Origin of the sequence: Brevibacillus sp. SAFN-007a, from assembly GCF_051967035.1 — a bacterium.
Classification (GTDB): Bacteria; Bacillota; Bacilli; order Brevibacillales; family Brevibacillaceae; genus Brevibacillus.
Window position 1 is genome coordinate 24,751 of sequence record NZ_JBQCKK010000019.1, and the last position, 21,236, is coordinate 45,986.

A 21,236-nucleotide genomic window follows, 5' to 3' on the forward strand; every position below is an offset into this window, starting at 1 on the left:
ATCGATGCGCAGGGGTGCCATTTTAAGGGTTTGTTGCTTGGTATAACACGCTTATCAAGACAACGTCTGCGCGTGTATCGTTTTTTTGGGACCTTACAGTTTGATCTCGATATCTACGCCAGATGGCAGATCCAGACGCATCAAAGCATCTACTGTTTGTGGTGTAGGATTCAAGATGTCGATCAAGCGCTTGTGAGTACGCATCTCGAATTGCTCGCGAGAGTCTTTGTACTTGTGCACCGCACGCAGGATCGTATAAACTGCTTTCTCGGTAGGAAGCGGAATTGGACCGGATACGTTTGCTCCGGAACGCTTCGCTGTGTCCACGATTTTTTCTGCGGATTGATCGAGGATTTTGTGATCATACGCCTTCAAACGAATACGAATCTTTTGCTTTGCCATTTTAGTCCCTCCTTTTTCGCCCATTTATGAAACAGACATTTCTCCGTGGAAATATCCTGCACCCCGGTCATGGCAAAGGGGCCGGGTGTGTCAGCAACCTCCCACATCATCGCAAGTCCATGACCAACATTCAATATTGTACTAAAAATATATAGGCGACGCAAGTTATTTCTTGGTCTCCCGCACATTTTTTGTACATGTAAGCCCAGGAAAGACTCACTTTGTCCATATTACTGATTTCCCAACAGAAAGGCAAGCGGGATTCCCTGCCAACTTCCTCCCGTCCGATTTACCGCCCGTACTATATGCTCTATATTATAGAAGAAAGAAGACGGTATACTTATGAATGAGCTGTCTAAGCAAAGGAGGCTGTCTCTATGTCTGAAGCCATTTCCACTCCGTACGAAGCGATTGGCGGAGCAGATACGTTGGCTCGACTGGTTGATGCGTTTTACGATCTGGTTGCTCAGCACCCTGATCTTGCTCCCCTGTTTCCCGAAGACTTCACGGAAGTAAAGGAACGCCAGTATCAGTTTCTCACCCAATTTCTCGGCGGCCCCCCTCTCTATTCAGAGCGGCATGGGCATCCGATGCTGCGTGCACGCCATATGCGTTTTCCCATCGGCCCCGTTCAAGCAGAGGCCTGGCTGGCTTGTATGAAAAGCGCCATGGACAAAACCGGGCTGGAAGGCGAGCTTCGGGAACAAATTTTTGAGCGGCTGCGTTTGACGGCCTATCATATGGTCAACAAGTGGGAGCACACAGAAAAAGCGTAGGAGATCCTACGCTTTTGTCGTCAGCTCCGGCGCTGCTGGGGATGCCCCTGCCGCCGGCTTTCCCACATTCCGCGAGCCAAGGTACACTCCACTTGCAATCATAAAAAGGGCGAGCACGTGCACAAGCTTCAACTGCTCTCCGAGAAACAGGGCCGCAAACAACAAGCTTGCCATGGGCATTCCGTTCAAAAAGACAGCCGTTCGGCTCGCTCCCAGTTGCCGGATGCCGTAGTTCCAGCCCATCGAGCCAAGCGCCGTAGAAAGGGCGCCGGAGACGAAGATCACCAGCCACTGGAACGGCGATACCTCCAAGGAAAAATAGTAGGATGCCGGCTGCTGGACAAACGCTGCCGCCCACAAAAAGACAATCCCGAACATTTGCGACAAGGCCGTAATCAGCAGCACAGGCACCCTGCGGACAACCAGCTTGCGAATCAACAAGCCTCCTGTCACGTACATCAGCATGGAAAAAAACATGATGGCGTCACCCCAGCCGTTCACATGAAGACCGCCATGCTGGGAGATGACCACAATCAGCACTCCCGCAAATCCGATGCCAATGCCAAGCCCTTTTTGCCACGACATCCCTTCGCCGAGCAATAGCATGGCCAGGAGCGCTGTCGCCAAAGGATTCAATCCCAGGATCAGCGAAGCGTTGCCTGCCGTCGTCGTCTGGACACCCGCCGCCAAGGTGATCTGGTGCAGAGCAATCGAGCTGGCACCGACACCGGCAATCAACAGCCAATCGCCTTTTTTCAAACGCAGATTCGCTCTGTATGAAAAAAGAATAGGTGCCAGGCAAACTCCCGCTACTGTCATTCGAATCGCAGCAACATAGAGGGGCGGAAAGGTAGCGAGGTATTTCACCATCACCACGTTCAAGCCCCAAAGTGTGACAACGCCGATCAGCATGAAAAACAGCAGCTTTTCTTTATTTTTCATTGCTTCATCCCCCATCCACTGATCGTATTGTAGCACACTGCCCGCTGTCGGCTTATTGAATCATTTTGATGGAAACCATGCAGAAAATTGATGAGACGATACAGCAAAAAACCCGACAACAAAAGTTGTCGGGTTTTGTACGTATCGAAAAATCTTACGCGTCGATGGAAGCTACAACGCCAGCGCCTACTGTACGGCCACCTTCGCGGATCGCGAAGCGAGTACCTTGTTCCATCGCTACTGGAGCGATCAGTTCAACGGTGAACTCAGTGTTGTCGCCAGGCATAACCATTTCAACGCCTTCTGGCAGTTGGATGATACCTGTTACGTCAGTAGTACGGAAGTAGAATTGTGGACGGTAGTTAGCAAAGAATGGAGTGTGACGTCCGCCCTCTTCTTTGGACAGAACGTAAACTTCCGCTTTGAACTTGGTGTAAGGCTTAACGGAACCTGGTTTCGCCAAGCATTGTCCACGCTCGATGTCTTTACGCTCAACACCGCGCAGCAGGGCACCGATGTTGTCACCAGCTTGAGCTTGATCCAGCAGTTTGCGGAACATCTCAACACCAGTTACAGTTGTGGAGCGAGTTTCTTCAGCCAGACCAACGATTTCTACTTGGTCACCTACTTTAACGATACCGCGCTCAACACGGCCAGTAGCAACTGTACCGCGACCAGTGATTGTGAATACGTCCTCAACTGGCATCAGGAAAGGCTTGTCAGTTGCGCGCTCAGGAGTTGGGATGTAGTTGTCAACAGCATCCATCAGTTCCACGATTTTTTGAGCCCATTCGCCAGTTGGGTTGTCGAGAGCTTCTTTAGCGGAACCTTTGATTACTGGGATATCGTCACCTGGGAACTCGTATTGGGAGAGCAGGTCACGGATTTCCATTTCAACCAGTTCGAGCAACTCTTCATCGTCTACCATGTCGCATTTGTTCATGAATACTACGATGTAAGGTACGCCTACTTGGCGGGACAGCAGGATGTGTTCGCGAGTTTGTGGCATTGGGCCGTCAGCTGCGGATACAACCAGGATCGCGCCGTCCATTTGTGCAGCACCAGTAATCATGTTTTTCACGTAGTCAGCGTGACCAGGGCAGTCAACGTGAGCATAGTGACGGTTTTCAGTTTCGTACTCAACGTGAGCGGTGTTGATGGTGATACCGCGCTCTTTTTCTTCTGGAGCAGCATCGATGCTGTCATAAGCCATCGCTTTTGCTTTACCTTGTTGCGCCAATACAGTAGTGATGGCAGCAGTCAGGGTAGTTTTACCGTGGTCAACGTGACCGATAGTACCAATGTTAACGTGTGGTTTCGTACGCTCAAATTTTTCTTTTGCCATGAGAGCTAAAGCCTCCTTAAATGTTAAGGGTTTTATAGGTGAGAAAGGTTTACCCTATCAAGGGCTGTACCTTACATATTGTAAACCTTTCCTGATTCAAGATAAAGCGGAACCAAAAATTATTCGCCTTTGGATTTCTTGATGATCTCTTCAGCGATGAATTTAGGTACCTCTTCGTAGTGGTCGATGACCATGGAGTAAACGCCACGACCTTGAGTACGGGAACGGAGAACTGTGGAGTAACCGAACATCTCGGACAGCGGTACCATCGCACGGATTACTTGTGCATTCGCACGAGCTTCCATACCTTCGATACGACCACGGCGGGAGTTCAGGTCGCCCATTACGTCGCCCATGTACTCTTCTGGAATAGTCACTTCTACTTTCATGATTGGCTCAAGCAATACAGCGCCGCATTTTTTCGCAGCTTCTTTCAGAGCGAGAGAACCTGCTACTTTAAATGCCATCTCGGAGGAGTCGACATCATGGTAGCTACCGTCTACGATAGTAGCTTTGATGTCAACCAGCGGGAAGCCGGCGAGAACACCGTTTTTCATCGCTTCTTCGATACCTGCTTGTACAGCAGGGATGTATTCGCGCGGTACCACACCACCGACGATTTTGTTCTCGAATTGGAAGCCTTGCCCTGGTTCGAGCGGTTCGAACTCCACCCAAACGTGACCGTATTGACCACGACCACCGGACTGACGAACGAATTTACCTTCCACCTTCGCAGCTTTGCGGAATGTTTCACGATAAGCTACTTGCGGAGCACCTACGTTCGACTCGACTTTAAATTCGCGTTTCAGACGGTCAACGATAATCTCCAGGTGAAGCTCACCCATACCGGAAATGATCGTTTGACCAGTCTCTTCGTCTGTGCGGGTTTTGAACGTTGGATCCTCTTCAGCCAGCTTGGACAGGCCGATACCCATCTTGTCTTGGTCTGCTTTGGATTTTGGTTCAATCGCAACAGAGATAACTGGCTCTGGGAATTCCATAGACTCGAGGATGACAGGAGCCTTTTCATCACACAGAGTATCGCCAGTTGTTGTATCTTTCAAACCTACCGCGGCAGCAATGTCACCGGAGTAAACCGTTTGAATCTCTTCGCGGTGGTTTGCGTGCATTTGCAGGATACGACCTACGCGTTCACGTTTTCCTTTTGTGGAGTTCAGCACGTAAGAACCGGAGTTCAGTACGCCGGAGTAAACGCGGAAGAAGGTCAGACGGCCTACGTACGGGTCAGTCATGATCTTGAAGGCAAGAGCAGAGAACGGACCGTTGTCGTCTGCAGGACGCTCCACTTCTTCTTCCGTACCAGGCAAAGTACCTTTGATTGCCGGAATGTCTACTGGAGACGGCAGATAACGAACAACGTTATCCAGCATAGGCTGAACACCTTTGTTGCGGTAGGAAGATCCGCACATAACAGGAGTCAGTTTGCACTCGATGGTACCTTTGCGCAGAGCCGCACGAATTTCGTCGTTGGTCAGCTCTTCGCCTTCCAGGTACTTCATCATCAGCTCTTCGTCTTGTTCCGCAGCCGCTTCAACCAGTGCCAGACGCAGCTCATCGCACTTGTCTTTCAGCTCAGCCGGAATATCAGTAGAATCGGAAGTTTTGCCCAAGTCATCGGTGTAGATGATTGCCTTCATTTCGATCAGGTCAACCATACCAACGAATTGGTCTTCTGCTCCGATTGGATATTGAACCGCTACTGGATTTGCACCCAGACGTGTTCTGATTTGCTCCAAGCACATATCGAAGTTAGCGCCCAGAATATCCATTTTGTTGATGTAGCACATACGCGGTACGCCGTAGCGGTCAGCCTGGCGCCATACAGTTTCGGTTTGCGGCTCAACGCCACCTTTTGCGTCAAAAACGGTAACAGCACCGTCAAGAACGCGCAGGGAGCGCTCAACTTCTACAGTGAAGTCTACGTGGCCTGGCGTGTCGATAATGTTGATACGATGGCCATTCCATTGAGCGGTAGTAGCAGCCGAAGTGATGGTGATACCGCGCTCTTGCTCTTGTTCCATCCAGTCCATGGTTGCTGCACCTTCGTGCACCTCACCAATCTTGTGAACGCGACCGGTGTAGAACAGAATACGCTCAGTCGTTGTCGTCTTACCAGCATCGATGTGAGCCATGATACCGATATTACGCGTATTCGGCAAAGAGAACTCGCGAGCCATTCAGGTATGCTCCTTCCATACTCGAGTTTTTGAATAAACGGGTATCCAAAACGGACACCCGATTCAATTTCCTACCAGCGATAGTGAGCAAACGCTTTGTTCGCTTCAGCCATCTTGTGCGTGTCTTCACGCTTTTTAACTGCTGCACCGGTGTTGTTAGCAGCGTCCATGATCTCGTTAGCCAGGCGTTGTTCCATGGTTTTCTCTCCACGGCTGCGGGAGTAGTTAACCAGCCAACGCAAACCAAGAGTAGTACGGCGCTCCGGTTTTACTTCGATTGGTACTTGGTAGTTGGCACCACCTACACGGCGAGCTTTTACTTCCAGTACAGGCATTACGTTTTTCAGTGCTTCTTCAAACACTTCCATCGGGTTGCGACCAGTGCGCTCCTGAATGATGGCAAATGCGTTGTAGAGAATATTTTGCGCTACACCGCGTTTTCCATCCAACATCAGGCGGTTAATCAAACGAGTAACCAGCTTGCTGTTGTAAATCGGATCAGGCAACACGTCACGACGGGTTACAGGACCTTTACGAGGCATCGTATTCCCTCCTTCTTTTCGATATAAATTCACGCCACTTCACAGGCGCTGTTCTTATTTCTTTTTCGCTGCTGCAGCTGCTTGACCTGGTTTTGGACGTTTTGTACCGTATTTGGAACGACCTTGTTTACGGTTGTTTACGCCTGCAGTGTCAAGCGCACCACGAACGATATGGTAGCGTACCCCTGGCAAGTCTTTTACACGACCGCCGCGCACCAGCACGACGCTGTGCTCTTGCAGGTTGTGGCCAATACCACCGATGTAAGCTGTTACCTCGATTCCGTTAGTCAAACGCACACGAGCGTATTTACGCAACGCGGAGTTCGGTTTTTTCGGAGTCATGGTACCTACACGCGTGCAAACACCACGTTTTTGAGGAGAGCTTTGGTTGGTTTGGCTTTTCTTGAAGCTGTTGTACCCTTTTTGCAGAGCTGGGGACTTCGACTTCACAACCTTGTCCTCGCGACCTTTACGCACCAATTGGTTAATTGTAGGCATGATGTTACCTCCCTTCTTAATACCCAATCTTCAAGACCACAGATCCAGGTGAGTCATTTTTAGGCCAAATAGAAAGTTCTTGTCCACCTTTTGCGCATCGCGCAACAGACAAAAACATCGTTACCCACTTTTCTTAATCGCAGCGGTAGCCGCTCCCACTTCAATTCCGCACGCTTTGCCTAGTCGGCGCATGGAATCTACATGAATGACTGGAACACCCTTCTCTTTGCAAAGGAGCTCGACTTTTTGGGTCAAACGTCTGTCAGCATCATCAGCAATGTACACCGCTTCAACCTGAAGGTTTGCCACAGCTTTCATCGTCTGCTTGATACCGATCGTCAACTCCTTGGCCCGCTCTACTTTTTCATAAGACATGATTCTCATATCCTCCAAAGTACAGATGTCAGGCACACTTGAATATAATAGCAGGTGGGTCAGTTGTTGTCAACGCCCAGCCTCTATTTTTTATTCAGGAAGGCGCCCGCCAATTTTTGACGGGCACCGCTCCTGTTAGGACTCGACAGAAACTGCTTCTTGCTCAGCTTTCTGTGCTTCCAATTCCGCTTCGTAATCAACCCGACTTGCTACTTTTACATTGCGATAACGAGACATACCGGTACCTGCCGGAACGAGCTTCCCGATAATCACGTTTTCTTTCAAACCGAGCAGGCGGTCCACTTTTCCTTTGATCGCTGCATCGGTAAGAACACGAGTCGTCTCCTGGAACGAAGCAGCCGACAGGAAGGAGTCGGTTTCCAGGGATGCTTTGGTAATCCCCAGAAGAACCGGACGACCCACTGCTGGGTTTTTGCCTTCGAGGAGAACTTTTGCGTTCGCTTGCTCAAACTCCGGAACTTCCACATAGGAGCCTGGCAGGAGGTCTGTATCTCCGCTGTCGATGACGCGCAGCTTGCGGAGCATCTGACGGATCATAACCTCGACGTGCTTGTCGTTAATTTCTACACCCTGCATGCGGTACACTTTTTGTACCTCTTGCAAAATGTAGTTGGAAACGCCGCGCATGCCGCGAACTTTGAGCATTTCTTTCGGGTCGACGGAACCTTCCGTGAGCTCGTCACCGGCACTCAGCTTGGTACCCACGGATACTTTGATCCGCGCACCGTACGGAGCCGAGTACACTTTGCTTTCCGCTTCGCCGCGGACTTCGATCTCACGACGGTCCTTGCCTTCACGAATATCGACAACTTCCCCGTCGATTTCGGAAATCACAGCCTGACCTTTTGGATTGCGCGCTTCAAACAACTCTTGAATACGCGGCAAACCTTGGGTAATGTCGTCTCCCGCAACCCCACCGGTATGGAAGGTACGCATGGTCAGCTGGGTACCCGGCTCACCAATGGACTGAGCGGCGATAATTCCAACCGCTTCTCCCACTTCCACCTCGGCTCCTGTTGCCAGGTTGCGTCCGTAGCACAGCTTGCAGACACCGTGGCTGGTGCGGCAAGCGAGTACGTTGCGGATGTAGACGCTTGTGATGCCCACTTTTTCGATATACTCGGCGACCTCTTCGGTAATTTCCTCGTTGCGGCCGACGATGATTTCATTTGTTTCCGGATGGCGCAATGTCTCGAAGCATGTGCGGCCAACCAGACGGTCAGACAGCTTCTCGATCTCTTCCCGGCCATCCTTGATCGCGGTCACGCGGATACCTTTATCGGTTCCGCAATCTTTTTCGCGGACGATCACGTCTTGGGCCACGTCTACAAGACGACGGGTCAAGTAACCCGAGTCCGCTGTACGCAGCGCCGTATCGGCGAGACCTTTCCGCGCACCGTGCGTGGAGATAAAGTACTCCAATACGGTCAGACCTTCACGGAAGTTGGATTTGATCGGCAACTCGATGATTCGGCCGGACGGGTTCGCCATCAGACCGCGCATACCAGCGAGCTGCGTGATCTGGGACACGTTACCGCGGGCACCGGAGTTCGCCATCATGAAGATCGCATTGAATTTATCCATGGACTTCATGAGAACATCGGTTACCTCATCCTTGGCTTTGGACCAGATGGAGATCACGCGGTCATAGCGCTCGTCTTCGGTAATCAGACCGCGACGGAACTGCGTCATGACAGTAGCGACCTTTTGATCCGCTTCTTCCAGAATGTCTTTCTTCTTGCCAGGCACGGCAATGTCCGCCACCGCGATGGTAATCCCCGCTTTTGTGGAGTACGTGAAGCCCAGCTCCTTGATCTTGTCGAGGATCATGGACGTTTTCATCGTGCCGAAGCGACGGAAGCATTCGGAAATGATCGTTCCCAAGAAGCCTTTTTTCACCGCACCCGGATCAGGCAGCTTCTTGATGAACTCAGGGATGTTGACGCCCTTCTCAAAAATAAAGTATTCGTCCGGAACCATGTTTTGCAGGTTCGCTTTGGTTGGGACGTTGATATACGGCAATTCTGGCGGGAAGATCTCGTTGAAAATGACTTTCCCGACAGTCGTCACGATGAGCGCGTTCTGCTGGCGCTCGGTAAAGCTGGTTTTGTTCAGGCTTTTCGCTGGCAGAGCGATGCGCGTATGCAGGCTGATATAGCCTTGCTGGTAAGCGGCAATCGCATCGTGAGGATCGCGATAGACCGTACCCTCGCCTTTGTCGCCCTCGCGTTCCAGCGTCAGGTAGTAGGAACCAAGCACCATGTCCTGGGATGGCGTTACTACCGGTTTTCCGTCTTTCGGGTTCAGGATGTTTTGCGCTGCCAGCATGAGGATGCGGGCTTCCGCCTGCGCCTCTGCAGACAACGGAACGTGAACCGCCATCTGGTCACCGTCGAAGTCCGCGTTGTATGCGGTACAAACGAGCGGATGCAGACGGATCGCGCGGCCTTCCACCAGTACCGGTTCGAAAGCCTGGATACCCAGACGGTGCAAGGTGGGGGCACGGTTCAGAAGCACGGGATGCTCGCGAATGACGTCTTCGAGAACGTCCCAGACTTCAGGCTGAACGCGCTCTACCTTGCGCTTGGCGCTCTTGATATTGTGAGCGAGCCCTTTGGAAACGAGCTCTTTCATTACGAACGGCTTGAAGAGTTCCAGCGCCATTTCTTTTGGCAGACCGCACTGGTACATCTTCAGGTTAGGGCCGACCACGATAACGGAACGACCGGAGTAGTCCACGCGCTTACCGAGCAGGTTTTGACGGAAACGCCCTTGTTTCCCTTTCAGCATATGGCTGAGAGATTTCAGCGGACGGTTACCTGGTCCAGTCACCGGACGACCGCGGCGGCCGTTGTCGATGAGCGCGTCTACCGCTTCTTGCAGCATCCGTTTTTCGTTTTGGACGATAATGTCAGGAGCACCCAGCTCAAGCAGGCGCTTCAGACGGTTGTTCCGGTTGATTACGCGACGATACAGATCGTTCAGGTCGGAAGTGGCAAAACGTCCGCCATCCAGCTGAACCATCGGACGAAGCTCTGGCGGGATAACCGGCAAAACATCCAGAACCATCCACTCTGGGCGGTTACCGGAGTTGCGGAATGCCTCCAGCACTTCCAGGCGCTTGATCGCGCGGTTGCGACGTTGGCCTTGTGCTGTTTTCAGATCTTCCTTCAGCATTTCCACATCTTTGTCCAGGTCGATTTCCGCAAGCAGACGCTTGATTGCCTCCGCTCCCATCATCGCTTGGAAAGAGTGGCCGTATTTCTCCCGGTAGTTGCGGTACTCTTTTTCCGAGAGCAGCTGCTTTTTGTCGAGCGGAGTATCGCCTGGATCGGTTACTACATAAGAAGCGAAGTAGATGACTTCTTCCAGGGAACGCGGCGACATATCGAGCACCAAACCCATCCGGCTTGGAATCCCTTTGAAATACCAGATGTGAGAAACCGGGGCAGCCAGTTCAATATGCCCCATGCGTTCACGCCGTACTTTGGCGCGGGTCACTTCCACGCCGCAACGATCGCACACGACACCTTTATAACGCACACGCTTGTACTTACCGCAATGGCACTCCCAGTCCTTGGTCGGTCCAAAGATGCGTTCGCAGAACAAGCCGTCTTTTTCCGGTTTCAGTGTGCGGTAGTTGATCGTCTCTGGCTTTTTCACTTCCCCGAAAGACCACGAACGGATCTTATCGGGGGAAGCCAAGCCGATCTTCATATATTCGAAGTTGTTCACGTCTATCACAGGGCGTTACCTCCCTTTGTACCGGAATCTTACTCGTCGTTCAAGCTTCCACCTTCGAGAACGAGGTTCAGTTTTTCACCGCTGCCTTCATCCTCGTCTTCCATTTCCCGCATTTCAATCTCCTGCTCGTCACCGGAGAGGATCTTCACGTCCATACCCAAGCTTTGCAGTTCCTTGATCAGAACCTTGAACGATTCAGGAACACCTGGCTCTGGCACGTTTTCACCTTTGACAATCGCTTCGTACGTCTTCACGCGACCCACGACGTCATCCGACTTGACGGTGAGAATTTCCTGCAAGGTGTAGGCTGCACCGTAAGCTTCCAATGCCCAAACTTCCATCTCCCCGAAACGCTGTCCGCCGAATTGGGCTTTACCACCCAACGGCTGCTGGGTAACGAGAGAGTATGGACCAGTAGAACGAGCGTGGATTTTGTCATCCACCAAGTGAGCCAGTTTCAGCATGTATACGCATCCGACCGTTACCCGACGATCGAACGGTTCACCTGTACGTCCATCGTACAAAATGGTTTTTCCATCGCGGTCGAGGCCAGCCTCTTCCAGCGTCTCGAATACTTCCGCCTGACGGGCACCGTCGAATACAGGTGTCGCCACGTGGATGCCGAGAAGCTTCGCCGCCATCCCCAGGTGCGTCTCCAATACCTGCCCGATGTTCATACGCGAAGGTACGCCCAGCGGGTTCAGGACGATTTCAACCGGAGAGCCGTCTGGCAGGAATGGCATATCCTCTTCTGGCATGATCCGCGCGATAACCCCTTTGTTACCATGTCGTCCGGCCATTTTGTCACCCACGGAAATTTTCCGTTTTTGGGCGATATAGACACGTACGAGCTGGTTTACCCCTGGAGGCAGCTCATCGCCGTTCTCGCGCGTAAATACTTTTACGTCTACGACAATACCGGAACCGCCGTGCGGTACACGCAGCGACGTGTCGCGCACTTCGCGAGCTTTTTCCCCGAAGATCGCGTGCAGGAGTCGTTCTTCCGCGGTCAGCTCGGTAACCCCTTTCGGCGTTACCTTCCCAACGAGGATATCTCCGTCCTGAATCTCTGCACCGACGCGGATAATACCGCGCTCATCCAGGTTTTTCAGAGCGTCTTCCCCGACGTTTGGAATATCGCGGGTGATTTCCTCAGGACCCAGCTTGGTGTCGCGGGCTTCGGACTCGTATTCTTCGATATGGATCGACGTATAAACGTCATCCTTCACAAGCTTCTCACTCAGGAGAATCGCATCCTCGTAGTTGTAACCTTCCCACGTCATGAACGCGACGATTACGTTACGACCCAGTGCCAATTCACCTTTTTCAGTGGAAGGACCGTCTCCGATGATATCGCCTTTTTCCACCCAGTCACCGCGTCTGACGATCGGACGTTGGTTGATGCAGGTACCTTGGTTGGAACGGATAAACTTGTGCAGTTTGTACTTGTCGATATCTCCGGCTACTTTCTTGCCGTCGATTTCCTGATAGCGGCGAACCCAGATTTCGCGAGCGGTTACGCGCTCCACTTGCCCCGGATGCTTCGCGACGATCGCAACCCCGGAGTCTTGTGCTGCTTTGTGCTCCATCCCTGTACCGACGAACGGTGCTTGCGGGATCAAAAGCGGAACGGCCTGCCGCTGCATGTTGGAACCCATCAGCGCGCGGTTCGCGTCATCGTTCTCCAGGAACGGAATGAGCGCCGTCGCAACGGATACAACCTGCTTAGGCGATACGTCCATGAAATCTACCTTGTCGCGCGGCACGCTCAGGATCTCGCCTTTGCGACGGCAGATAACCATGTCGTTGACAAAGCGTCCATCCTCGTCGAGCGGTTGGTTTGCCTGCGCCACGTTGTACACATCTTCTTCATCCGCCGTCAAATAGACGATGTCGTTCAGCACAAAACCTGTTTCCGGATCGACCTTGCGGCGCGGTGTTTCGATGAAGCCGTAGTCGTTGATGCGCGCAAAGGACGACAGCGAGTTAATCAAACCGATGTTCGGACCCTCCGGCGTCTCAATCGGACACATACGGCCATAGTGAGAATGGTGAACGTCGCGGACTTCGAAGCCTGCGCGCTCACGCGTCAAACCGCCCGGTCCGAGAGCGGACAGACGGCGTTTGTGCGTCAGTTCGGCCAACGGGTTCGTCTGGTCCATGAACTGGGACAGCTGCGAGCTTCCGAAGAACTCCTTCAGCGACGCGATCACTGGACGGATGTTAATCAGAGCCTGCGGCGTAATCTGGTTCTGATCCTGAATGGACATGCGCTCGCGCACCACGCGTTCCATACGGGACAAACCGATACGGAACTGGTTTTGCAAAAGCTCACCCACGGAACGCAGACGACGGTTGCCCAAGTGGTCAATATCGTCCGTGGAACCGACACCGTGCAGCAGGTTCATGAAGTAGTTGATCGCCGATACGATGTCCGCCGGCGTAATATGCTTGACAGATTTATCTACATTCCCGTTTCCAATCACCTTGATGATCTTGCCATCTTCAGTCGGAGAGAAAATATTGATGGATTGCAGACGAATCGTATCCTCTTCCAAAACGCCGCCATGCGTGCGAACGTCCAGATAGCCGACGTTGCCTTCGAGCGCTGGCAGGATGCGATCCAGTAGACGACGGTCAATCATTTGACCGGCTTCGGCCAAAATTTCACCTGTCGTGGTATCGACCAATGTCTCAGCCAGACGCTGGTTGTACAGACGGTTTTTCAGATGAAGCTTCTTGTTCATTTTGTAACGACCTACAGATGCCAGGTCATAGCGCTTTGGATCGAAGAAGCGAGAGATCAAGAGGCTCTTCGCGTTTTCGACAGTCGGCGGCTCGCCCGGACGAAGGCGCTCGTAAATTTCGATGAGCGCTTTTTCCGTAGAATCAGTGTTGTCTTTTTCCAGCGTGTTCTTGATGTACTCATCTTCACCCAGCAAGTTGAGAATCTCAATGTCGGAACCAAAGCCAAGTGCACGCAAAAGAACCGTTACCGGGATTTTTCGCGTACGGTCGATGCGGACATAAATCACGTCTTTCGCATCGGTCTCCAGCTCCAGCCACGCACCCCGGTTCGGGATTACCGTAGCTGTAAACGTCTGCTTGCCGTTTTTGTCCACTTTGGTGTTGTAATATACACTGGGGGAACGAACAAGCTGGCTGACGATTACGCGCTCAGCACCATTAATAATGAAGGTTCCCGTTTCGGTCATGAGCGGGAAATCCCCCATGAAGACTTCTTGTTCCTTCACTTCTCCCGTCTCTTTGTTCAACAAACGTACCTTCACACGCAGAGGCGCCGCATAGGTGACGTCACGTTCTTTCGACTCGTCAACATCGTACTTCGGCTCTCCCAAACTGTAGTCGATAAACTCCAGCACGAGATTGCCAGTGAAGTCCTGGATTGGCGAAATGTCTTGGAACATCTCACGGAGCCCCTCATCAAGGAACCATTGGTAGGACTTTTGCTGAATCTCGATGAGATTTGGAAGGCCCAGCACTTCGTTAATACGTGAATACGTACGACGCTGGCGGTGTCGGCCACTTTGAATCACTTTACCTGCCAACTTATTCACCCCTCAGGTTGTGTTTTCACACATAGAAACTTGGCATTCGGCAATCTTGCAATTGCGAGCGAACACCTTAAAATAAAAATGGGTTAAAGCAGCATCAACCATTTTTAACCCAGAGAAAATCTATTTTAAAAGAATTCCCATGTTTTTACACAAACATTCCTCTTTCAGGAAAAAAGTAGAAACGCTTGACAAACAGGGAATTGCTGAAAAATAGACATTTATCCCATATTGACATTTTATAATGTTACCACAATCAAATATTCACGTCAAGAAAACTTTTCTAAGGATTGTCGCTTGACTATTTGATTGCCCGGAAGATGGAGTATCCCTTTTCCCGATCCACTTCTATCACTTCGCGGTAGGTCTGTTGCAGCTTTTTGAAAGCAGACGGAGCGCCTTGCTTTTTCTGAATCACTATCCACATTTCTCCGCCCTCGCCAAGCAGCTCATACCCTTCCGTAAAAATCCGGTGGACAATTTCCTTGCCCGCCCGAATCGGCGGATTGGTCAAAATGATGTCGTACTGTTCGCCTTGCACGGCACTGTACACATCACTGACCCGCACCTCCACATTTTTGATCCCGTTTCTTTCGGCATTCCGACGAGCCAGGTCAACCGCACGCTCATTCACGTCGATCATCGTCACCCGCCCCCGATCCGCAAGCAAGGCAGCCGTCAAGCCGATCGGCCCATAGCCGCAGCCCACATCCAGCACGCGGGCATGACTGTCGATCTCCATGGTCTCGATGAGCAATACACTCCCAAAGTCAATCCGGTCGCGGGAAAAAACACCTGCGTCCGTGATAAAACGCAGCTCCTTCCCGCGCAGCACAAACGAAAACTGCTGCTCGTCATGCGCCGCTCCGGGTCGATTGGTGTAATAGTGATCTGCCACGTGTGCTTCTCCCTTCCTCATCGATTGAAAACACTCGCCGTCCCCTTACAGAAAAACCCCCTGCCGCAGGCAAGGGGAATTTCTAAAGAAAGCTAACTTACTTCACTTCTACTTGTGCGCCAGCTTCTTCGAGTTTTGCTTTGAGAGATTCTGCTTCTTCTTTGGAAACGCCCTCTTTGAGTGTTTTTGGAGCGTTGTCTACCAGGTCTTTTGCTTCTTTCAGACCCAGACCAGTCAGTTCGCGAACCACTTTGATTACGTTGATTTTGGAAGCGCCGCCGCTTACCAGAGTTACAGTGAATTCAGTTTGCTCAGCAGCCGCTTCAGCAGCGCCACCAGCAACTACAGCTACAGGAGCAGCAGCAGTTACGCCGAATTCTTCTTCGATTGCTTTTACCAGGTCGTTCAGTTCGAGAACGGACATGCCTTTAATGGCTTCCAAGATTTGCTCTTTAGACATTTTGAAATCCTCCATTCATGGAATAGTATTGGTGTAAGCTTTACCCGATCAGACGATTACGCGCCTTGACCTTCTTTTTGCTCGGCCACTGCTTTGATTGCCAACGCAACGTTGCGCATTGGAGCTTGCAGGACGGAGAGAAGCATGGACAAGAGACCTTCGCGGGAAGGAAGAGTTGCCAGTGCTTTGATTTGCTCTGCACCAACTACTTTGCCTTCGATCACGCCACCCTTGATTTCCAGCTTTTCGTTTTTCTTCGCGAATTCCGCGATGATTTTTGCTGGAGCGACAACATCGTCTTTGGAGAACGCCAGAGCGTTCGGGCCAGTCAGATATTGATCCAGTTCAGTCAGGTTTTCCTTCGCTGTAGCCAGACGAGTCAGGGAGTTTTTCAACACCTGGAACTCAACACCAGCTTCGCGCAGTTGTTTGCGGAGCTCGGTAACTTGGGCTACAGTCAGACCGCGGTAGTCAGCCACCACTGTGGTTTGGCTCTCGCGGAGCTTGGTTGCGATTTCGTTGATCGCTTGTACCTTTTCTTCACGAATAACGGTTGGACGAATTTCTGCCATTGTTTACACCTCCCGTGCTCTAATCCTGGAAAAAGAAGAATGCCCTCGCAGACATCACGAGGGCATAATGCTCTATCGTCAAAGGAAATCCACATTTCCTTATTCGTACATTACACGCCTCGGAGGGATATTAAGCGTTACTCTTGCAAGTACCGCACCTTCTGTCTACGGCATATTCTTTTCGTCAACAGGAACTATCTTAACAACTCCCCAAAAGGAAGTCAAGCGTCATTATTTTACAGCTACGCGTACACCAGGACCCATTGTAGAGCTCAGGGTTACATTTTTCATGTAAACACCTTTTGCTGCAGCCGGTTTCGCACGGTTCAGCGCTTCTGTCAGAGCAGCCAGGTTTTCAGCCAGCTTGTCAGCGTCGAAGGACACTTTTCCGATCGGAGCGTGGATGTTACCAGCCTTGTCTACGCGGTACTCGATTTTACCGGCTTTGATTTCGTTAACCGCTTTGGTTACATCGAAAGTAACTGTACCGGTTTTAGGGTTTGGCATCAGGCCTTTTGGACCGAGTACACGACCCAATTTCCCTACTTCACCCATCATGTCAGGAGTAGCTACTACGACGTCAAAGTCGAACCAGCCACCTTGGATTTTCGCGATCATGTCTGCATCGCCTACGAAGTCAGCGCCAGCAGCTTCCGCTTCTTTTGCTTTTTCGCCTTTTGCAAATACAAGAACGCGTTGTACTTTACCAGTACCGTGTGGCAATACTACAGCGCCACGGATTTGTTGGTCAGCACGTTTCGGGTCTACACCCAAACGGAACGCCGCTTCAACGGTTTCGTCGAATTTGGCAGTAGCTGCTTTTTTCACCAGCTCAATACCTTCCACGACTTCGTATACTTTGTTTTTATCAACGAGCTTTACAGCCTCTTGATACTTTTTGCCTTTTTTAGCCATGATAAAAATCTCCCTTCAATGTGGTCGTAGCGGTTAATCCTCCCACAGACAGGGGGGCACAACGTCTGTGCCCCCTTGCACTCAAGACAATTAGTCTTCGATTACGATACCCATGGAACGAGCAGTACCTTCCACCATGCGCATAGCCGCTTCTACGGATGCAGCATTCAGGTCAGGACGCTTCAGTTCAGCGATTTCGCGAACCTTATCACGTTTCAGCGTAGCAACCTTTGTTTTGTTTGGTACGCCAGAACCGGACTCGATACCAGCAGCTTTCTTCAACAGAACAGCAGCTGGAGGAGTTTTGGTGATAAAGGTGAAAGAGCGGTCTTCAAACACGGTGATTTCCACCGGGATAATCATACCAGCTTCGCTCTCTGTACGAGCATTGAATTCTTTACAGAACCCCATGATGTTTACACCAGCTTGACCGAGAGCCGGACCTACTGGAGGTGCAGGATTCGCTTTACCTGCTGGGATTTGTAATTTAATTACGCGGATAACCTTCTTAGCCACGTAAGACACCTCCTTACTTCACATGTGGTTATTGCGGGGGAATGCCCCCTCCCACCGTTTTATGAAAGTCTCGCAAAAGACTTTCGATCTATAGTGAGAGTGCAAGAAACCCCAAATATGGTTGTGGGATTGTTAAAACAAAATGAAATGTACCACATAGCGCGATACTTTTCAAGTTGAATCCTAATCCAATTTTTGAACTTGTGTAAAGTCTAGCTCTACCGGTGTTTCGCGACCGAAGATGTCCACCAATACGCGAACCTTCTGTCTGTCGGGGTGAATCTCGATAATCTCCCCGGTGCGATTAGAAAACGGACCATCTGTGACGCGCACCATATCACGGAGAGCAAAATCGACTCTGATCTTGGGAATTTCGATCCCCATTTGCTTGAGAATCGTATCGGCCTCTTCAGGACGCAGCGCTGTCGGCTTGGAGCCAGCGCCCGTGGATCCGACAAAGCCGGTAACCCCAGGAGTGTTGCGCACGACATACCAAGAGTCGTCCGTCATCACCATTTCAACAAGGACGTATCCAGGAAACACTTTTTTCGTGACGGTGCGCTTTTTGCCATCCTTGGTCTCCACCTCTTCTTCAGTGGGAACGAGAACGCGAAAGATCTTGTCTTCCATGCCCATCGACTCGACGCGCTTCTCTAGGTTCGTCTTGACCTTGTTTTCGTAACCTGAGTACGTATGAACGACATACCATGCTTTTTCCATATCCACCAGGACGTTACCCGTCCGTCCCTCCTAAGACTTGCAAAATTACGTTCCTAGAATCAAATCGATCAAGCGCGAGATTCCCAAATCAACGACGAAGAAGAATATTGCCAGAAGCACAACCGTAACGAGAACAACGATTGTATATGTCGTCAACTCCTTACGATTCGGCCAACGGACTTTCTTTAGTTCGGACATGACGTCGCCGAAGAAATCACCGGTACGGCGAAAACTGGCTCCGATTCGTGCTAAAAAACCCACTTTGCCACCCCCTGACTTCGTCGCATCAACCATTACTTCGTCTCGCGATGAAGGGTTTGCTTCTTGTCACGGGAGCAATACTTTTTCAGCTCAACACGTTCAGTAGTGGTGCGCTTGTTTTTTGTGGAGATATAGTTACGCTCGCCACACTCGGTGCACGCCAACGTGATGTTTACTCGCATTTATTGCCACCTCCATCTCATTTCAAACCTGCTATTCGCTAAAAGTACCAAATGATAAATAGTACGGGAAAACCGCTACTTTTTCCTGACCATTTCATTTATCCACGTAACCATAGAAAAGAGAGATAAGAGTCTATGGCTACCTAAATAAATTTATCATACCGAAAAACCCATGTCAACAAAGCTGCTTGACAACAGGAAAACATTTTGTTCCAGAGGTCCGCCAGCATTTTGCTGAAAAAGGCTTGGCTTGTAAAATAAAAAAGAGATTCTCTGATCTACAGATGAATCTCCCTGCCTTCCAAATATCGCTCCAGTTTACGTTTGACGCGTTGCAGAGCGTTGTCGATCGATTTCACATGCCGCTTCAGCTCGACGGCAATCTGCTGATACGATCTCCCATCCAGGTAGAGCATCAGGACCTGCCGCTCCAAATCGCTCAAGATTTCGCTCATCTTGCCTTCGATATCATCGAACTCTTCGCGATTGATAAACAATTCCTCCGGGTCCGTAACCTTGGTGCCCGAAATCACATCCAGCAGAGTCCGGTCAGAATCCTCGTCATAGATCGGCTTGTCCAGCGAAACGTACGAGTTGAGCGGAATGTGCTTCTGTCTGGTCGCCGTCTTGATCGCCGTGATGATTTGGCGAGTAATGCAAAGCTCGGCAAACGCCTTGAACGACGTGAGCTTGTCCCCTCGGAAGTCGCGAATGGACTTGTACAGACCGATCATGCCTTCCTGTACGATATCTTCGCGGTCAGCCCCAATAAGAAAATAGGATCTTGCTTTGGCACGCACAAAGTTCTTGTACTTGTTAATCAAGTATTCCAGAGCTTCGGCATCATTATCGCGAACCAGGTCGACCACTTCTTCGTCGGTCATTAGTTCATATTGGGCATGTTTTAACTCCTTGAGGTCAACACTCACAAATGATCCCTCCGCCAACCGGTTTCTCCAAGCTAGCGCTATTATACATGATGCCGTAAAATAGCGTCAACCGAATCCAATTTATTCTCTTCTCCACTTTTCGAATATTTTCGCTATTTCGTCATCGAGCGCAATCCGTTTGGAGAACCGTTCTTCCCGTGTTTTTTCGACCTGTTGCTTGATTTCTTTGTCGGCATTTTCCATATCCAACAATAGCTCCCGCGCGGATTTGCGCAAGGCTCCCTGCCCGAAAATAACCCGCTGGGACGTATAATCCGAGGTCGCTACATAAATTTGTCGATTTTTTTGGTGAAACGTGGAGACAAGCTGCTCGATTTTTTCGTCAGCCGTCTCCTTTTTCTTCGTAAAGTAGATTTCCACCAGGTAATCTTCCATTTGCCGACCGATGCCAGGCACGTTATACGCGTCAAACACGATGATGACTTTTGTCCCGGTATAGCTTTGGTATTCCGCCATTTTGGAGATCAACTGATCGCGCGCCTCGTCCATCCGCTCCTGCTCCTTCAGAAGGCGCAGCTCAGGCCAGGCACCGATGATATTGTAGCCGTCCACAATCAACAGCGGCTTGGCTTTTCGTTTTGCCATCTCACTTCACCCGCATCGGAAGAGGACTCCTGGAGCGATATACTTCATACATCAGCAAAGCGGCAGCCACCGACGCATTCAAGGAGGTGACGTGGCCAACCATGGGGAGGCTGTAGAGAAAATCACAGTTTTCCCGCACGAGACGACTCATCCCTTTTCCTTCGCTGCCGATGACAACGGCGAGCGGCATGGTGTAATCGCCCTGCCGGAAGTCCTGCTTGGCGCTGGCGTCCGTTCCCGCAATCCAGACTCCACGCTCCTTCAGCTCCTCCATCGTGCGCACCAGATTGGTGACGCGCGCTACAGGCACATAGTTGATCGCTCCCGCTGACGCTTTTGCCACGGTCGCTGTCAGGCTGACGGAGCGACGCTTGGGAATGACGATGCCATGCGCTCCCACCGCATCAGCGGTACGCATGATCGACCCCAGATTGTGCGGGTCCTCCAGCTCGTCCAGCAACAAAAGAAACGGCTGCTCGCCCTTTTCCTCGGCCCGTTTCAAAATGTCGTCCACTTCCACGTAATCGTAAGCTGCGACAGAGGCCACGACTCCCTGGTGGTTGTCCGTCGACACAAGCTGGTCCAGCTTTTTGCGGTTGGCTGTCGTCACAATGACCCCCTGCTCCTTGGCCAACGCAAAAACAGGTGCCATCAAGCTTTTGTTGGTCCCTTCCGCAATCCAGATCTTATTGATCGTGCGCCCGGAACGCAACGCCTCAATCACGGGGTTTTTCCCCAAAATCCACTCTTCACTCATGC

Annotated in this window: 21 protein-coding genes and 1 other annotated feature; of the genes, 1 reads left to right on the top strand and 20 read right to left on the bottom strand. The window is 51.1% G+C overall.

The genetic code is table 11. The annotated features are described in order from the left end of the window. Window positions 1–93 precede the first annotated feature (93 nt). Complete coding sequence (rpsJ, locus tag ACTHO6_RS17470) at window positions 94–402, bottom strand: 30S ribosomal protein S10 (RefSeq protein ID WP_005828858.1); 309 nt, start codon at window positions 400–402, stop codon at window positions 94–96. 377 nt (window positions 403–779) lie between these two features. On the opposite strand from rpsJ, the gene ACTHO6_RS17475 reads away from it, so the two are divergent. Next, window positions 780–1,178, top strand: a complete 399-nt coding sequence (locus ACTHO6_RS17475) for a globin domain-containing protein (RefSeq protein WP_440243027.1) — start codon at window positions 780–782, stop codon at window positions 1,176–1,178. 6 nt (window positions 1,179–1,184) lie between these two features. On the opposite strand, the gene ACTHO6_RS17480 is transcribed toward ACTHO6_RS17475, so the two are convergent. The 19 genes from ACTHO6_RS17480 to rlmB form a co-directional block, all read right to left on the bottom strand. Beyond that, the gene (locus tag ACTHO6_RS17480; protein ID WP_440243028.1) at window positions 1,185–2,120 is read right to left on the bottom strand and encodes a DMT family transporter; all 936 of its coding nucleotides are present in this window, start codon (window positions 2,118–2,120) and stop codon (window positions 1,185–1,187) included. Between the two features lie 154 nt (window positions 2,121–2,274). Further along, window positions 2,275–3,465: an elongation factor Tu gene (gene tuf, locus ACTHO6_RS17485; RefSeq protein ID WP_440243029.1), complete on the bottom strand. Its 1,191-nt coding sequence runs from the start codon at window positions 3,463–3,465 to the stop codon at window positions 2,275–2,277. Window positions 3,466–3,584: 119 nt separating this feature from the next. Further along, window positions 3,585–5,663 carry an elongation factor G gene (fusA, locus tag ACTHO6_RS17490; RefSeq protein ID WP_440243030.1) on the bottom strand — a complete coding sequence of 693 codons (2,079 nt, stop codon included), beginning with the start codon at window positions 5,661–5,663 and terminating at the stop codon, window positions 3,585–3,587. A 71-nt stretch (window positions 5,664–5,734) separates the two neighbouring features. Next, the gene (rpsG, locus tag ACTHO6_RS17495) at window positions 5,735–6,205 is read right to left on the bottom strand and encodes a 30S ribosomal protein S7 (RefSeq protein WP_440243031.1); all 471 of its coding nucleotides are present in this window, start codon (window positions 6,203–6,205) and stop codon (window positions 5,735–5,737) included. 54 nt (window positions 6,206–6,259) lie between these two features. Then, on the bottom strand, window positions 6,260–6,703 hold the full coding sequence (gene rpsL / locus ACTHO6_RS17500; protein ID WP_005828873.1) for a 30S ribosomal protein S12: 444 nt from the start codon (window positions 6,701–6,703) through the stop codon (window positions 6,260–6,262). A 120-nt stretch (window positions 6,704–6,823) separates the two neighbouring features. Next, the gene (locus tag ACTHO6_RS17505) at window positions 6,824–7,078 is read right to left on the bottom strand and encodes a 50S ribosomal protein L7ae-like protein (protein WP_440243032.1); all 255 of its coding nucleotides are present in this window, start codon (window positions 7,076–7,078) and stop codon (window positions 6,824–6,826) included. Window positions 7,079–7,213: 135 nt separating this feature from the next. Beyond that, window positions 7,214–10,843 carry a DNA-directed RNA polymerase subunit beta' gene (gene rpoC, locus ACTHO6_RS17510; protein ID WP_440243033.1) on the bottom strand — a complete coding sequence of 1,210 codons (3,630 nt, stop codon included), beginning with the start codon at window positions 10,841–10,843 and terminating at the stop codon, window positions 7,214–7,216. 29 nt (window positions 10,844–10,872) lie between these two features. Continuing rightward, window positions 10,873–14,412, bottom strand: a complete 3,540-nt coding sequence (gene rpoB / locus ACTHO6_RS17515) for a DNA-directed RNA polymerase subunit beta (RefSeq protein WP_440243034.1) — start codon at window positions 14,410–14,412, stop codon at window positions 10,873–10,875. A gap of 307 nt (window positions 14,413–14,719) precedes the next feature. Beyond that, window positions 14,720–15,316 carry a class I SAM-dependent methyltransferase gene (locus ACTHO6_RS17520; protein WP_440243035.1) on the bottom strand — a complete coding sequence of 199 codons (597 nt, stop codon included), beginning with the start codon at window positions 15,314–15,316 and terminating at the stop codon, window positions 14,720–14,722. Window positions 15,317–15,413: 97 nt separating this feature from the next. Further along, complete coding sequence (rplL, locus tag ACTHO6_RS17525) at window positions 15,414–15,776, bottom strand: 50S ribosomal protein L7/L12 (protein WP_005828881.1); 363 nt, start codon at window positions 15,774–15,776, stop codon at window positions 15,414–15,416. 56 nt (window positions 15,777–15,832) lie between these two features. Continuing rightward, the gene (gene rplJ / locus ACTHO6_RS17530) at window positions 15,833–16,348 is read right to left on the bottom strand and encodes a 50S ribosomal protein L10 (RefSeq protein WP_440243036.1); all 516 of its coding nucleotides are present in this window, start codon (window positions 16,346–16,348) and stop codon (window positions 15,833–15,835) included. 24 nt (window positions 16,349–16,372) lie between these two features. Beyond that, window positions 16,373–16,537 (bottom strand) — a sequence feature (ribosomal protein L10 leader region). Window positions 16,538–16,579: 42 nt separating this feature from the next. Next, window positions 16,580–17,263, bottom strand: coding sequence for a 50S ribosomal protein L1 (gene rplA, locus ACTHO6_RS17535; protein WP_005828884.1), 684 nt, complete (start codon window positions 17,261–17,263; stop codon window positions 16,580–16,582). Window positions 17,264–17,353: 90 nt separating this feature from the next. After that, window positions 17,354–17,779, bottom strand: a complete 426-nt coding sequence (rplK, locus tag ACTHO6_RS17540) for a 50S ribosomal protein L11 (protein WP_023558754.1) — start codon at window positions 17,777–17,779, stop codon at window positions 17,354–17,356. A 183-nt stretch (window positions 17,780–17,962) separates the two neighbouring features. Then, window positions 17,963–18,499, bottom strand: a complete 537-nt coding sequence (gene nusG, locus ACTHO6_RS17545) for a transcription termination/antitermination protein NusG (RefSeq protein ID WP_005828888.1) — start codon at window positions 18,497–18,499, stop codon at window positions 17,963–17,965. A gap of 45 nt (window positions 18,500–18,544) precedes the next feature. Then, on the bottom strand, window positions 18,545–18,793 hold the full coding sequence (gene secE, locus ACTHO6_RS17550) for a preprotein translocase subunit SecE (protein WP_005828890.1): 249 nt from the start codon (window positions 18,791–18,793) through the stop codon (window positions 18,545–18,547). Beyond that, complete coding sequence (gene rpmG, locus ACTHO6_RS17555; RefSeq protein WP_003392018.1) at window positions 18,793–18,942, bottom strand: 50S ribosomal protein L33; 150 nt, start codon at window positions 18,940–18,942, stop codon at window positions 18,793–18,795. The genes secE and rpmG overlap by 1 nt, the downstream gene beginning before the upstream one ends. Before the next feature lie 278 nt (window positions 18,943–19,220). Beyond that, window positions 19,221–19,871, bottom strand: a complete 651-nt coding sequence (gene sigH, locus ACTHO6_RS17560) for an RNA polymerase sporulation sigma factor SigH (RefSeq protein ID WP_005828894.1) — start codon at window positions 19,869–19,871, stop codon at window positions 19,221–19,223. Between the two features lie 81 nt (window positions 19,872–19,952). Beyond that, the gene (locus ACTHO6_RS17565; protein ID WP_440243037.1) at window positions 19,953–20,477 is read right to left on the bottom strand and encodes an NYN domain-containing protein; all 525 of its coding nucleotides are present in this window, start codon (window positions 20,475–20,477) and stop codon (window positions 19,953–19,955) included. A 1-nt stretch (window position 20,478) separates the two neighbouring features. Beyond that, window positions 20,479–21,234: a 23S rRNA (guanosine(2251)-2'-O)-methyltransferase RlmB gene (gene rlmB, locus ACTHO6_RS17570; RefSeq protein WP_440243038.1), complete on the bottom strand. Its 756-nt coding sequence runs from the start codon at window positions 21,232–21,234 to the stop codon at window positions 20,479–20,481. Between the last annotated feature and the right edge of the window lie 2 nt (window positions 21,235–21,236).